The organism is Pseudoalteromonas marina (genome assembly GCF_000238335.3).
GTDB lineage: Bacteria > Pseudomonadota > Gammaproteobacteria > Enterobacterales > Alteromonadaceae > Pseudoalteromonas > Pseudoalteromonas marina.
Genome location: NZ_AHCB03000004.1, coordinates 1 through 13,475, shown reverse-complemented (window position 1 = coordinate 13,475; position 13,475 = coordinate 1). Strand labels below are relative to the sequence as shown.

13 protein-coding genes are annotated in these 13,475 nt (G+C 39.7%); 4 read left to right on the top strand and 9 right to left on the bottom strand.

Annotation, left to right across the window (positions count from 1 at the left end; translation table 11 throughout):
• Nucleotides 1-357: 357 nt before the first annotated feature.
• Genes recG through asnC form a run of 3 tightly spaced genes read right to left on the bottom strand, consistent with a single transcriptional unit; the run spans nucleotide 358 to nucleotide 3,685 of the window.
• Nucleotides 358-2,439 (bottom strand): ATP-dependent DNA helicase RecG, encoded by a 2,082-nt coding sequence (gene recG, locus PMAN_RS00095; protein ID WP_010558150.1) that lies wholly within the window; start codon nucleotides 2,437-2,439, stop codon nucleotides 358-360.
• Between the two features lie 60 nt (nucleotides 2,440-2,499).
• Nucleotides 2,500-3,186 carry a tRNA (guanosine(18)-2'-O)-methyltransferase TrmH gene (gene trmH / locus PMAN_RS00090; RefSeq protein ID WP_006794736.1) on the bottom strand — a complete coding sequence of 229 codons (687 nt, stop codon included), beginning with the start codon at nucleotides 3,184-3,186 and terminating at the stop codon, nucleotides 2,500-2,502.
• Nucleotides 3,187-3,226: 40 nt separating this feature from the next.
• A complete protein-coding gene (gene asnC, locus PMAN_RS00085) occupies nucleotides 3,227-3,685 on the bottom strand; it encodes a transcriptional regulator AsnC (RefSeq protein WP_006794737.1) in 459 nt (152 codons plus the stop codon).
• Nucleotides 3,686-3,882: 197 nt separating this feature from the next.
• Between asnC and asnA the strand changes: the two genes are divergently transcribed.
• The gene (gene asnA / locus PMAN_RS00080; protein ID WP_010558151.1) at nucleotides 3,883-4,878 is read left to right on the top strand and encodes an aspartate--ammonia ligase; all 996 of its coding nucleotides are present in this window, start codon (nucleotides 3,883-3,885) and stop codon (nucleotides 4,876-4,878) included.
• Between the two features lie 37 nt (nucleotides 4,879-4,915).
• Here asnA and PMAN_RS00075 read toward each other — a convergent pair whose 3' ends face one another.
• From PMAN_RS00075 to PMAN_RS00050, 6 genes are all read right to left on the bottom strand, one after another.
• Complete coding sequence (locus PMAN_RS00075; protein WP_010558152.1) at nucleotides 4,916-6,523, bottom strand: DUF342 domain-containing protein; 1,608 nt, start codon at nucleotides 6,521-6,523, stop codon at nucleotides 4,916-4,918.
• 156 nt (nucleotides 6,524-6,679) lie between these two features.
• Nucleotides 6,680-7,072, bottom strand: a complete 393-nt coding sequence (locus PMAN_RS00070; RefSeq protein ID WP_006794740.1) for a RidA family protein — start codon at nucleotides 7,070-7,072, stop codon at nucleotides 6,680-6,682.
• A 12-nt stretch (nucleotides 7,073-7,084) separates the two neighbouring features.
• A complete protein-coding gene (gene spoT, locus PMAN_RS00065) occupies nucleotides 7,085-9,190 on the bottom strand; it encodes a bifunctional GTP diphosphokinase/guanosine-3',5'-bis pyrophosphate 3'-pyrophosphohydrolase (RefSeq protein ID WP_010558153.1) in 2,106 nt (701 codons plus the stop codon).
• Nucleotides 9,191-9,318: 128 nt separating this feature from the next.
• Nucleotides 9,319-9,594 carry a DNA-directed RNA polymerase subunit omega gene (gene rpoZ / locus PMAN_RS00060; protein WP_006794742.1) on the bottom strand — a complete coding sequence of 92 codons (276 nt, stop codon included), beginning with the start codon at nucleotides 9,592-9,594 and terminating at the stop codon, nucleotides 9,319-9,321.
• A 124-nt stretch (nucleotides 9,595-9,718) separates the two neighbouring features.
• A complete protein-coding gene (gene gmk / locus PMAN_RS00055) occupies nucleotides 9,719-10,339 on the bottom strand; it encodes a guanylate kinase (protein ID WP_010558154.1) in 621 nt (206 codons plus the stop codon).
• Nucleotides 10,340-10,455: 116 nt separating this feature from the next.
• Nucleotides 10,456-11,316, bottom strand: a complete 861-nt coding sequence (locus tag PMAN_RS00050; protein WP_008130686.1) for a YicC/YloC family endoribonuclease — start codon at nucleotides 11,314-11,316, stop codon at nucleotides 10,456-10,458.
• Nucleotides 11,317-11,495: 179 nt separating this feature from the next.
• On the opposite strand from PMAN_RS00050, the gene rph reads away from it, so the two are divergent.
• From rph to PMAN_RS00035, 3 genes are read left to right on the top strand one after another with little or no spacing between them, the layout of a single operon-like run.
• Nucleotides 11,496-12,209 carry a ribonuclease PH gene (gene rph / locus PMAN_RS00045; RefSeq protein ID WP_006794745.1) on the top strand — a complete coding sequence of 238 codons (714 nt, stop codon included), beginning with the start codon at nucleotides 11,496-11,498 and terminating at the stop codon, nucleotides 12,207-12,209.
• Nucleotides 12,210-12,228: 19 nt separating this feature from the next.
• Nucleotides 12,229-12,873, top strand: a complete 645-nt coding sequence (gene pyrE / locus PMAN_RS00040) for an orotate phosphoribosyltransferase (RefSeq protein ID WP_010558155.1) — start codon at nucleotides 12,229-12,231, stop codon at nucleotides 12,871-12,873.
• Nucleotides 12,874-12,928: 55 nt separating this feature from the next.
• Nucleotides 12,929-13,315 (top strand): diacylglycerol kinase, encoded by a 387-nt coding sequence (locus tag PMAN_RS00035; RefSeq protein WP_006794747.1) that lies wholly within the window; start codon nucleotides 12,929-12,931, stop codon nucleotides 13,313-13,315.
• The last annotated feature ends 160 nt before the right edge of the window (nucleotides 13,316-13,475 follow it).

The following is a 13,475-nucleotide window of genomic DNA, read 5'->3' as shown; positions in this document are numbered from 1 at the left end:
GCTGTGGGCACCATGACATTCTACTGCGTAGCGCACCGACTTCAAATTGTAGAAAGCCCGACTAGAAATAGTCGTTTTTTTTACATCTGCAGGAAAGTAATATTCAACATTTTCTTCTCTAAAGCGAAGCGCCTCTTTATGAAGAGTGTTTTGGTTATTCAATACATAGGCCTATGGTAGGGAACATTTCACTGTGACTCTCTAGCGCTGTGGGCACTACAACATAATTTATAAGGCTAAGGGTAGGAAGTAATCAGCGTATATGCATTTACATCCATAGGTTCCAGCTAGAAGACTGTACACTATATTTGAAAACCACTTACTACCTAGAGTGATGCTGGAATAAGTATAATTGGGTTATGCTTGTGCGTAGTTTGTTTTATTGCCCAACCAGCGTTGAATGAGTGGATCTACATATTGAGGGTATTGATTTAACATCTGTTGTGCAATGGGCCTTACTTGGTTTAGGGTTTGTTTATCTCGGGTTAAATCAGCAATTTTAAATTCTGCTAAGCCTGTTTGCTTAGTTCCTAGGACTTCACCTGGGCCGCGTATTTCTAAATCCCGCTCGGCTATCACAAAGCCATCGTTACTGTCTCTAAGTACACCTAAGCGTTTTTGTGCGGTATGCGAAAGTGGTGCATGGTATAAAAGGACACAATGGGAGGCAATATTACCCCTTCCCACACGCCCGCGTAACTGGTGTAATTGTGCTAAACCTAAGCGCTCTGGGTTTTCAATAATGATTAAGCTTGCGTTAGGTACATCAACACCTACTTCAATTACTGTTGTAGCCACTAAAACATGTATAAGGCCTTTTTTAAAGTCGTCCATGATGGACTGCTTTTCTGCTGGCTTCATTCGTCCGTGCACTAAGCCAATATTTAAATCTGGCAGGGCTTCTTTCAATTGCACAGCACTATCTTCAGCTGCTTGGCATTGCAGTGCTTCAGACTCATCAATAAGTGTGCATACCCAATAAACTTGCCGATCTTGTTCATTACAAGCTGATTTAACGCGAGTAATTATATCGTCACGACGCGTGTCTGGAAGTGCTACTGTAGTAATAGGTGTTCGCCCAGGTGGTAACTCATCAATAATTGAGACTTCTAAGTCGGCATAAGCTGTCATTGCTAGAGTACGTGGAATGGGGGTTGCGGTCATCACTAGTTGATGTGGATAACAGCCATTAAATTGTCCCTTTTCTCTTAGTGTTAAACGCTGGTGAACACCGAACCGATGTTGTTCATCAATAATTATAAGTACTAGGTTGTTAAATTTTACTTCATCTTGAAATAAAGCATGTGTACCTACAATCATTTGTGCTTCACCAGAGGCAATCTTTTCTAGTGTTGCTGTACGTTCTTTACCTTTTGTTTTTCCACCAAGCCATGCTACGTCTATGCCTAATTGTTTAAACCATGAGGTGAAACTTATACCATGCTGCTCTGCAAGTATTTCAGTAGGTGCCATTAAGGCTACTTGAAACCCTTGAGCTATTGCTGTTAATGCGCTTAATGCCGCAACTAAGGTTTTGCCAGAGCCTACATCGCCTTGAACTAGGCGCATCATAGGATAAGGAGATGCTAGATCAACTTTAATTTCTGACACAACACGATTTTGTGCATTGGTTGGCGCAAAAGGCAATTGTGATAAAAATTGAGGCTCTAATTTATTTGTAGAACTTAGAGACACTGCTTTTACTTGCTGTCCTTGCTTTCTTACTTTTAATAAGCTTAGGTTTTGTGCAAGTAATTCTTCAAATACTAATCGCTGCTGAGCAGGGTGTGTTCCTTGCTCTAGTTCATTAACGTCGATATTACTAGGTGGGCGATGAAGCAATAATAAGGCGTCAGCTAGTGCAAGTTGAGAAGGTTGCCATTGCACGGGTAACAGTTCTTCAACAGAGTATTTATTAAGCAGCTCTACAGCTTGTTCACTTAGGGCCCTAATAGATAATTGCTTTAAACCATCTGTTGTTGGGTATACTGGCGTTAATGTTGAAGCTGTTGGCTGCTCACTTGGTGTATCACTTAAACTATATTCTGGATGGCTCATTTCAAAGCCAACACGCCCGCGGCGAACTTCGCCGAAGCAACGTATTATTTTTCCAGGGCTTAATGCATTTTTTTGTGCTGCACTGAAATTAAAAAACCTAAGTGTGAGCCTCCCTGTATTATCATTTACTTGCACAACGAGCATACGTCTTTTGCCAAATGTGATCTGGCTTGTTTCTATTGTTGCTTCAATGCTCACGTGGCTGTGAAATGACAGTTCGTTGATAGAATAAATACGGGTTCTATCTTCGTACCTAAGCGGTAAGTGAAAGAGCATGTCTTGCACGTTTTTAATACCTAGCTTTAAAAGGCGTTCGGCCATTTTAGGTCCGACCCCTTTAAGTTCCGTAATGGGGTATTGGTTTAAGCTAGGTTTAGACAATGTAGGCTCAAATCTTTTTATTTGTGAATGAGTTAAGTGTACTCACAGGCTCGCTAAGCATCAAGCATGTTTTAAGGCGTGCCAAAATTCATCGTCAGCAATTATTTCACCTTCTTCATCGAGTGGCGGGTAAGGTAGTTTTTTTATACGGCATTGTTTAGCTATAACGGGGTGGTAGCCTTCAAAATACATAGGGTGTTTTATATCTTCGCTCAACATATTACGGTTATACAGTCCTGCCTTTTCGCGTTGATGTTGTGCTTCAAATAAAATGAGTGCTGCAGCCACAGAAACATTAAGAGATTGCACCATGCCTTGCATAGGGATAATTATGTTTTGATCGGCATGCTTAAGGGCTTGTGCTGAGATCCCTGTTTTTTCTTGTCCAACAATAATTGCTGTGGGTTTTGTGTAATCTATTTCTCTAAAATCAACTGCATCTTCGCTCAGGTGCGTGGCTAATATTTGTACATTTGGGTTGTGCTGTCGCATCATGGTTGCGGCATCATCAATATTTTTATGAAGGTGGGTTTCTAGCCAATTTTTACTCCCGCCTGAGGTGTTATTAGTTAGCCATTTTTGGTTTTCAGGCCATACAGCATGTACATGGTGGCAACCCACTGCATCGGCACTTCTTACAATAGCCGATAGGTTATGGTGTTTGTGCACGTCTTCTAGGCACACGGTTAAGTCGGTTTGGCGACGCGATAAGACGTCTTTAATTCGTTGATAGCGATTTTGCTGCATGGTGATCCTCTTTTTTATTAATTATACGAAATTTTATGTACTAAGGCATCACTGTGCGGCTAATTGGGTTTTGTAAAGAAATAAGTGTCTCGGTGGACTGGATAGCTTCTATCGCTTGAATTTTATTTATTAATACATCCTGTAAGTGGTCGATTGATTTAGCCATTACTTTAATAAAAATGCTGTAATTACCGGTGGTGTAATAGGCTTCAACAACTTCTTCGAGCGCTTCGAGTTTAATGAGTGTTTCAGGATAGTCGCGTGCATTATTTAAATTAATACCAATAAAGCAGCAAACGTCATAGCCAAGTCGCTTTGTATTTATACTTAATTGGGTGCCTGTGATAATTCCTGCTTGTTTTAATTTTTCTACACGCACATGAATAGTGCCGGCACTTACGTTAAAACGTTTCGCTAATTCTGCATAAGCTGTGCGGGCGTTTTCCATTAAAGCGTGAAGTATCTGTTTATCGAGATTATCGATTTGATAATTTTCCATTATTTTTTCTTATTTAAATTAGTGAATTCACATTTTTATACCCTGTAAATTAATCGAATTTATACATTAAAGCTATTTTTATTATGGGTTATTGAATTAAAAGTTTAAATCGTTACAGTAACTTCATTAGCAGCATCTGTTAGGTGCGTTATTAAAAATAAAGTAAGTAACAATAACTGGGAATGAGGCCAATTATTATGAGTTCACACTATGTGCAGCAGCAGTTGCAAATAAGCAGCGTAAAGCAATTTTTTTCACGGCAATTGGAAAAACAGTTAGGGCTAGTCGAAGTGCAGGCACCTATTCTTGCAAAAGTAGGTGATGGCACACAAGATAATTTAAGCGGTCATGAAAACGCTGTAGCAGTAAATGTAAAAGCGATTGCCGATAGCCAATACGAAGTTGTGCATTCGCTAGCAAAGTGGAAACGTAAAACGTTAGGTGAGTATGGATTTAGTAAAGGTGAAGGCCTTTACACTCAAATGAAGGCACTGCGCCCTGATGAAGAGTCGCTAAGTCCTATCCACTCGGTTTACGTTGATCAGTGGGATTGGGAAAAGGTAATTTGTGAATCAACAGAACGTTCTTTAACTACCCTCAAACGTACAGTTGAATCAATTTATAAAGGCATAAAAGAAACAGAGCAATTTGTTAGCGAACACTTTTCGCTTGATCCTTTTTTACCAAGTGATATTCAATTTGTGCACAGTGAAGAGCTTCGTAAAATGTACCCTGACCTTACGGCTAAAAATCGCGAAAAAGCAATAGCAAAAAAATATGGTGCTGTATTTTTAATTGGAATTGGTGGTCAATTAGCCGATGGTCAAATTCACGATGTAAGAGCGCCTGATTATGACGATTGGTCTACACCAACGAGCGAACAATATATAGGGCTCAATGGTGATATTTTAGTATGGAATCCAATACTTGAAGATTCCTTTGAGATATCTTCAATGGGGATTCGTGTAAGCCCCGAGGTACTAAAAACTCAGTTGAGCATTACAGGAGATGATGACCGCCTGCAATTGGATTGGCATAAGGCATTATTAAAAAGTCAGTTTCCACAAACTATTGGTGGAGGTATTGGGCAATCACGTTTGGCTATGTTATTGCTGCAAAAGGAACATATTGGACAAGTTCAAGTTGGAGTATGGTCAACACAAACACATGCAAGTGTTGATGGTCTACTCTAATGAAAGATATAAGAGTGCTGCTTTTAGCACTCTATATTCACGATGTTTTAAACTCAACTTCTACTTTGTTATTCATCAGTTTTATTGTGCAAGGTGGGTAATTACGGTTTGTTTTAAGAACTTTATCAAAAATATGTATTTCCACACCTGAATGTAAAACTGTATTGACGATTAAGTGTGTATTTGTAAGTAATTCATGAAGGTTATTCTCTAATGATGAGAGTTGCCTTTCATATTGCTCTGCTTGTTGACATAGATGTAACTGAGTAGCACCAATTTTACTGATCAGTTCGTTTTTTCTTTCTGGATCTTTAAGCAAGTCTGCTTTTTCTAATGCAGGTTGTAAGGAGTCTAATTGCTGCTCCGTTTTAGCAAGCTCTTTAAAGCACTCGTCAGTTTCAGCAGTAATATCACCGCCGGAGCTTGCTAAATTAATAACCATTTTAGCACCCGATTCGTTGCCAATTTCACCAGCAATTAATGTTGTCGCGTCTAAAATCTCGCCCCCAAATATCTTACCTTTAGGTAAATCTGGTTGACCTACCTTAAGAGCATGACGTGCCTTCATAATACAGTGGCTAGTTTGTCGCTCAATAAAAATATTTGCAGCTTCTAAATAGCAATATTGTGAGTGGGATACATGAATGTCGCCTTCACATATAAGCTTACACGAAAGCGATTTGTCGTCAGATTTTTGATGCCCAATAACGCCTTGCTTAACAGTAATATTACCGCCGGCTGTTAACTCACCAGATTCAACAGTACCAAATATTGTAATATCACCTTTGGCGGTTACTTTCATTCCAGGTTCTATATTTCGAGTAACAATCACACTGCCTTCAAAATCAATATGACCGCTCTTAACGTTGACATCGGGAATAGTAAAAATATCGTCTACGCGCATTCCGTTAGTAATTTCAATAGGCACACCTGATATGGTTGATACTAACTCTAGAGGGTTAAGTTTAGAGATCTCGGTACCCTCACCGGCAACAAGTTGTTTATTGTCACCCGGTTTCGCCGGTAATATATCGCCAAGTACAGTAAAGCCTTCTTTTCCTGGAGTTGCGGGTTGTTGGCGTATAAGTACCGCACCAGGCTCAACACTTGCCATTTTACCAAAGTCACGCATATCAACGCTGCCATCTTCTTTTAACTTTGGGGTTTTTAGATGGTCTTTTAAAGTTCTTACTTTAGTAACGAGTTTAGTTGCTAAGCCATCACTGGGCAGGCGGCCTTGGGCCAAAATACCCTGCACAACCTCACCTGCTTTAGCAGTAAATTGCTTTTGTAATAGTTGTTCTAAATATGCTTGCTTATAACCACGAACTATACCTGCTTTGACTAGCTGTTTTTTTGCATCATCAAGGCTGAGTAAATCACCGCCTTGCGCGACGGTAAGCTCGCCAGTAGCCATCATTTTATCATCACTGATGACAACCTCTAACTTTGCATCGTATTTGGTCGCGACGATAAGTACTGGCTCTGTACTTTTATCTTTGAAGAATGCATTAATTGCGTCGTAATCAATTTTACAGTCGCAAAATTTAGACATTTCTATTGCTTCAATAACAAATGTAGCACTTGGAGGCGGGTGTTTATTTACATCGAGTAAAACATTCCCATTATGAGCAAGCTTAAACACAGCTAATCCTTTTTAACCACTAAAGTTTTAGTAAATTAATGACATAGTTACAGAGTGATAGAAATTGAAGACGGAGTCAAGATAGTAAGAATAACAATATAGTATAAAAATAGGACAGGTGTGAGCTATAGAATGGGTCTATAGCTCAGGAAAATATTAGTTAGTTGAAGGCAGTTCCATTATTCCGTCAATCTCAACTTGTACACCTTTTGGTAAAGCACGTACACCAACTGCTGCACGTGCAGGGTATGGTTGCTTAAAGTACTGGCTCATTACTTCGTTAACGACAGCAAAGTTAGATAAATCAGTTAAATAAATATTTACTTTAACTAAGTCTTGAATTTTACCACCGGCTTCTTCACACACTGCTGTGATATTTTTAAATACTTGATGTGTTTGTTCACTAAAGTCTTCTGATATAACTTCCATAGTCTCAGGTACTAATGGAATTTGACCAGACAAGTATACTGCAGTGCCAACTTTAACTGCTTGGCTATAAGTACCTATTGCTGCAGGTGCTTTTTCGGTGGATATAAATGCTTTGTTCATGTTTTTCCTATGTTATTTTTTTCGGTAGACTTTTTGCACATCAGGCATTACGCGAATTTTTCGCATAATGTTGGCAACGTGGACACGGTTTTTAACCGTGACTCCAAGGTCTATCACATATAAATTACTTTCTTTTTCGTCAGTCGCTATTTCAACAATATTAGCGTGGGTTGTGGCAACTACGTTGGTTAACTTAGCTAACGCACCTTGATGATTAATAATCTCTACCCTAAGGGCTGCTATGTATTCTTTTTCAGGGTTATCATCCCATTTTACGACCAAGTATTTAGATCGTTCACTTTCCCAGCCACGAATATTTTTACATTCTTGGCGATGAACTGTTAATCCTTTACCTTGGCTTATGTGTGCAGTAATTGCATCACCTGGGACAGGACGGCAACATTTAGAGTAATTGACTAACATGCCTTCTGTTCCAATAATGGTCGCTTTGGCTTGTTTAGTTATGTCGGTCAAGTCGTCAGAATCATTTTGCAACAAACGCTTGGCTATGAGTACGCTCATTAAATTACCAGCGCCAATTTCTACAAGCAGCTCAAGTAAGGTCGAAAGCTCATGCTCTTCAAGAACGCGTGCAATATTTTCATCAGGAATACTATCTAGCTTGTTTTCGCCTAGTGCAGAGTCGAGTAAGCGTCTACCAAGCAACATAGCTTCTTCATGATGCTGACTCTTAAGGTAATTACGAATACCTAAGCGCGCTTTACCCGTCACAATAAAGTTAAGCCAAGTTGCATTAGGGTGAGCGCCTGAACTGGTGATCACTTCAATTGTTTGGCCTGTGTCTAGTGGTTTACTTAGCGGGTAAGGTTTGCGGTTAACACGCGCGCCTACACAGGTATTGCCTACGTCGGTATGAACTGCATACGCAAAATCGACCGCAGTAGCACCCATTGGTAGTTCAACTATTCGGCCATCAGGAGTGAATACGTAAATTTCCTCAGGGAATAATTCTGTTTTAACGTTTTCAATAAATTCAAATGACGACCCTGCACTTTGTTGAAGTTCAAGTAAGCTTTGCATCCACTGACGAGCACGTTGCTGAGACGTATTTCCTGAACCATCGCCAGCTTTTTTATACATCCAATGTGCTGCAACGCCTTTGTCGGCCATATGATCCATATCATGAGTACGAATTTGTATTTCTACAGGAATACCATGCGGGCCAACAAGCGAAGTATGCAACGACTGGTAACCATTTGTTTTAGGTACCGCAATGTAATCTTTAAAGCGAGTTTCAATAGGTTTATATAAATTATGCGCAACGCCTAATACACGGTAGCAGGTATCCATTGAATCGACGGCAATTCTAAACGCATAAATATCCATTACCTCATTAAACAGCAACTCCTTATTTAACATTTTTTTATAAATGCTATAAAGGTGTTTTTCGCGTCCAGATACAGTAGCAGCAATGCCCGATTCTTCTAAGCGAGCTTCTACTTCGGTTTGAATATTGGAGATAACTTCTTTGCGGTTACCACGGGCTTTAGCCACTTCCGACTTAAGTGCACGATGGCGCATAGGGTATAATGCTTGAAAACCTAAGTCTTCCAATTCATTTTTTATATCGTGAATACCCAAACGGTTTGCAATGGGTGCGTATATTTCAAGTGTTTCACGCGCTATGCGGCGGCGTTTATCAGGGCGAAGTGCGCCAAGGGTGCGCATATTGTGTGTTCTATCGGCAAGTTTGATTAAAATAACCCGAATGTCTTGGGTCATTGCCATGATCATTTTTCGGTAGTTTTCAGCCTGAAACTCTTTTTTATCTTTAAAGCTCAGCTTATCAAGCTTACTTACACCTTCAACAAGTTCTGCGACAGTTTCGCCAAAAATCTCAGCTAAGTCTTGTTGGCTAAAGTCGGTATCTTCAATTACATCGTGCATTAATGCGGCCATGAGCGTTTCATGATCAAGGTGCATACCTGCGAGGATTTGAGTTACTTCAACGGGGTGAGTAATGTAAGGCTCGCCGCTTGAGCGAGTTTGGCCTTCATGGGCCTCTCGTGCTACCACGTAAGATTTTTGTACCAGCTCTACTTCAGCAGCAGGTAAGTATTCAGAAATTTTCTTTTTTAGACCTTCAAAAAGATACATTCACACTCCAATGTTCTAGTGAAGCAAATTAGGTAACGGTAAGTTAAGAATATACGATGAAAAGAAAGGATTGCCAACGGCTATAGTAGAAATACTGCGCCGTTGGCTAAATCAGACCGGGAGGTCGATTATTGGTTGCCACCAACAATAGCAGCAACAGCAGCAAGTTCTGCTGCTTCTTGATGTTGTTGTTCTTCACGGTCGATTAAATCCATTGATGAGCTATCAACAAGGTTTAATTCAATTTCACGTAAAGCAACAACGGTTGGTTTATCGTTTTCAGGGTCTACTAGTGGAGTTTTACCACCAACAGCAATTTGGCGGGCACGACGAGCCGCAACTAAAATTAAGTCAAAACGATTACCAACTGCATCTACTGCATCTTCAACTGTTACGCGAGCCATCTCAGCACTCCAAAAATAATTTAAAAGCAAAGGCGTAGTTTACTGTACGCAGGGACTTTCGCCAATAGGTAGTGGTCAATTTTTATCAGTTTTACTGAGTATGACCTAATTAAATGTCCTTAATTTACTTTAAAAGGTCATTTAGTAATTTTTTATTTCGAATTTCTTGAGCGCTTAATGTTAAACGCTGCGACATAACAATCGTTTCGATATCACCAAGGGCAGTATCAAAATCATCGTTTACAATAACAAAATCGTACTCGTTGAAATGAGATGTTTCAGATTGTGCTTTGGCCATACGAGATGCAATAACATCTGCAGAGTCTTGGCCGCGGTTATTTAAGCGTTGTTCAAGTTCTGCTTTAGAAGGCGGTAGAATAAAAATAGTCTGTACGCTTGGCATAATTTTACGAACTTGCTGCGCACCTTGCCAGTCTATGTCTAAAAATACATCTATGCCTGCGTCAAGTTGCGATTCAATAGCTTGTTTTGATGTACCGTAATAGTTATCAAAAACTTGTGCCCACTCAAAAAAATCATCTTTGGTAATTAATGCCTTAAACTCATCAGTAGTTACAAAGTGATAGTGAACGCCATTTTCTTCACCTGGGCGAGGTGAGCGAGTGGTGTGCGATACCGATACTTTCATATCTGCATGTTTCTTAAGTAAGGCATTAATTAAGCTAGACTTACCCGCACCAGAAGGAGCCGATAATATAAATAAGTTTCCGCGAGTTTGAGCCATGTTTTTCTCTATCAAAAAATAAACAGGCTTGAGTTATAAATAACCCAAGCCTTTAATTATTACATTGTACTTTATTTAGCTATTTGTGCTCAAGTGAGTCACAGGCGTACTTTACGCTATTCAATATTCTGGATCTGCTCACGCATTTGTTCAATTAAAACTTTAAGCTCGACCGCCGCATTAGTAATATCGCTATTAATAGACTTAGAAGCGAGGGTATTTGCTTCTCGGTTAAACTCTTGCATCATAAAATCTAGGCGACGGCCACATGCGCCGCCTTTTTTAAGAATTTTTTTAGTTTCTTTAACATGAGACTTTAAGCGGTCAAGTTCTTCGGCTACATCTTGTTTTTGTGCCAGATAAATTAGTTCTTGCTCAAGACGAGACTCGTCAATATTTGTCGTTAAATCTTCCAATTTTTGTTCAAGTTTCTCACGTTGCCATTTAGTAATTTCTGGCATGTGAGTTTCTACAGTGTTTACTTGCTCTATAATTGCATCAAGGCGAGTTGCTATCATCTCTTCTAAATTTGCGCCTTCATCACCCCGTGCTGATTTAAAGTCTTCTATTACTTCATCAAGCCCTGCAATTAGCGCTGTGTTTACGCTGTCCATATCCAGTTCTTCGGCTTCCATTACACCAGGCCAGCGTAAAATATCAACAGGGTTTATCTCACCATTACTTTGCTGTTGAACCCATTTAGCACTATTTATAAGTTGTTCAGCCAATGCTTGATTAATTGATAACTCACCAACATGAGCTGGGTTTGCAACAAACTTTAAAAATACTTCTACTTTACCGCGCTGTAGATGTTTACGTAAGCGTTCACGAATAACAGGCTCCATCCCACGAAATTGCTCTGGTGCGCGAATAAAGGTTTCAAGGTAACGTTGGTTAACTGATCGAACTTCCCAAGTGCCAGTGCCCCAATCGCCTTTTATCTCGCGACGCGCATAAGCTGTCATACTGTGGATCATGGATGGTTTCCTAAGTTTTATAATACATAATTAATTATTATTATACCGAAACACTCTCCAACCTCTAGGGAAAATTTAAGTAGCTGAATGTTTTGCAACCAGGTATTTGTTAAATCAGCATGGTATCTGTACTCACATACACTTATAATGTGGCAAATTATGAATTAAGGGGATCGTCAATGCGTCCAAGCCAAAGAACACCAAATCAAATTAGACCCGTATCATTTACACGTAATTATACTTTACATGCAGAAGGGTCTGTACTTGTTGAATTTGGTAATACCAAAGTACTTTGTACAGCTACGGTTGAATCGGGCGTTCCGCGTTTCATGAAAGGCCAAGGTAAGGGATGGATAAATGCTGAGTACGGCATGCTTCCAAGGTCAACACACACGCGCAATGCTCGTGAAGCGTCTCGCGGTAAGCAAGGTGGCCGAACAATGGAAATTCAACGTTTGATCGCACGTGCACTTCGCGCTGCAGTTGATTTAAAAGCACTTGGCGAAAACACAATTACTATTGATTGTGATGTCATTCAGGCCGATGGTGGAACACGCACAGCATCAATAAGCGGTGCTTGTGTTGCACTTGTCGATGCACTAACCCACATGCGTGCCAAGGGGATGATTAATTCAAACCCGCTTAAGCATATGATTGCTGCGATTTCAGTTGGCATATATAAGGGCCAAGCTATAAGTGATTTAGAATATATTGAAGACTCAGCGGCAGAAACTGATATGAATGTAATTTTAACTGAAACAGGTAAAATTATTGAAGTTCAAGGCACGGCAGAGGGCGAACCGTTTTCGTTTGATGAGCTTGATGAGTTACTTACATTAGCAAAACACTCTATTAGAGAGATCATTGACGTTCAAAAGCAAGCATTAGCATAAATAAGTAGGTAGCAAAAAAATGAAAAATTACCAAAAAGAATTTATTGAATTTGCGCTAGAAAAGCAGGTACTGAAGTTTGGTGAGTTTACCCTTAAATCAGGCCGTACTAGTCCATACTTCTTTAATGCAGGCTTATTTAACACTGGACGTGATTTAGCACGGTTAGGCCGTTTTTATGCTGCAGCTCTAGAAGATGCGGCTATAGAATATGATGTTTTATTTGGACCAGCTTATAAAGGTATTCCAATCGCTACCACCACAGCTGTAGCATTAGCAGATCATTACAACAAAGATGTACCTTATTGCTTTAACCGCAAAGAGAAAAAAGCGCATGGTGAAGGCGGTACATTAGTAGGCTCACCATTAAATGGTAAAATCATGCTGGTGGATGATGTGATCACTGCGGGTACCGCAATTCGCGAATCAATGGAAATCATCGCAGATAATGGCGCAGACTTAAGTGGTGTATTAATAGCACTAGATCGTCAGGAAAAAGGTAAAGCTGAGCTCTCTGCTATTCAAGAGGTTGAGCGCGACTTTAATACACAGGTAATCTCTATTGTTAAACTTGCTGATTTGATTAGTTACCTTGAAAACCAAGGGACAATGGGTGAACATTTAGTATCAGTAAAAGCGTATCGTGATAAATACGGCGTAGCCTAAAATATAAAGCCTCGCATTGCGGGGCTTTCTTTTGACCTTTTAAAGAGCTTATTTAATGAAAGATGTATTCAAACCAAATGGATTAGGGTTCAAGCGTGTATTTAAAGCCACATACTGCTCCTATCTAGGATTTAAAGCAGCGTTTAAAGAAGAAGCTGCATTCAGGCAAGAGTTACTGATCTGCATAATCCTTTTTCCTTTTTCATTTCTGCTGGCATCTTCATTACTTCATTGGGCAATTCTTATGTGCTCACTGCTAGTGGTATTAATTGTTGAATTATTAAACTCAGCAATTGAAGCACTTACTGATCGTGTAAGCACAGAACTTCATGTCTTGTCAGGCAGAGCAAAAGATATGGGCTCTGCAGCCGTCACGCTTTCACTAATGATCCTTGTGATCTTGTGGGGAGTGAGTTTGTATATGAAGATCGTTGGATCTTAGCCTACCGTTTCAAAGCAAAATTGACGATACATGTTAATAAAATGAAAGCAATGTTGTTTTTTTAGTGTGTTTAGTTCAAATACTCATCGAACAGTATGTTTTTTCAAGTTTTCTTCAAAAAAGGGTTGATCTGTTTTCGGATCTCCCTATAATGCGACCC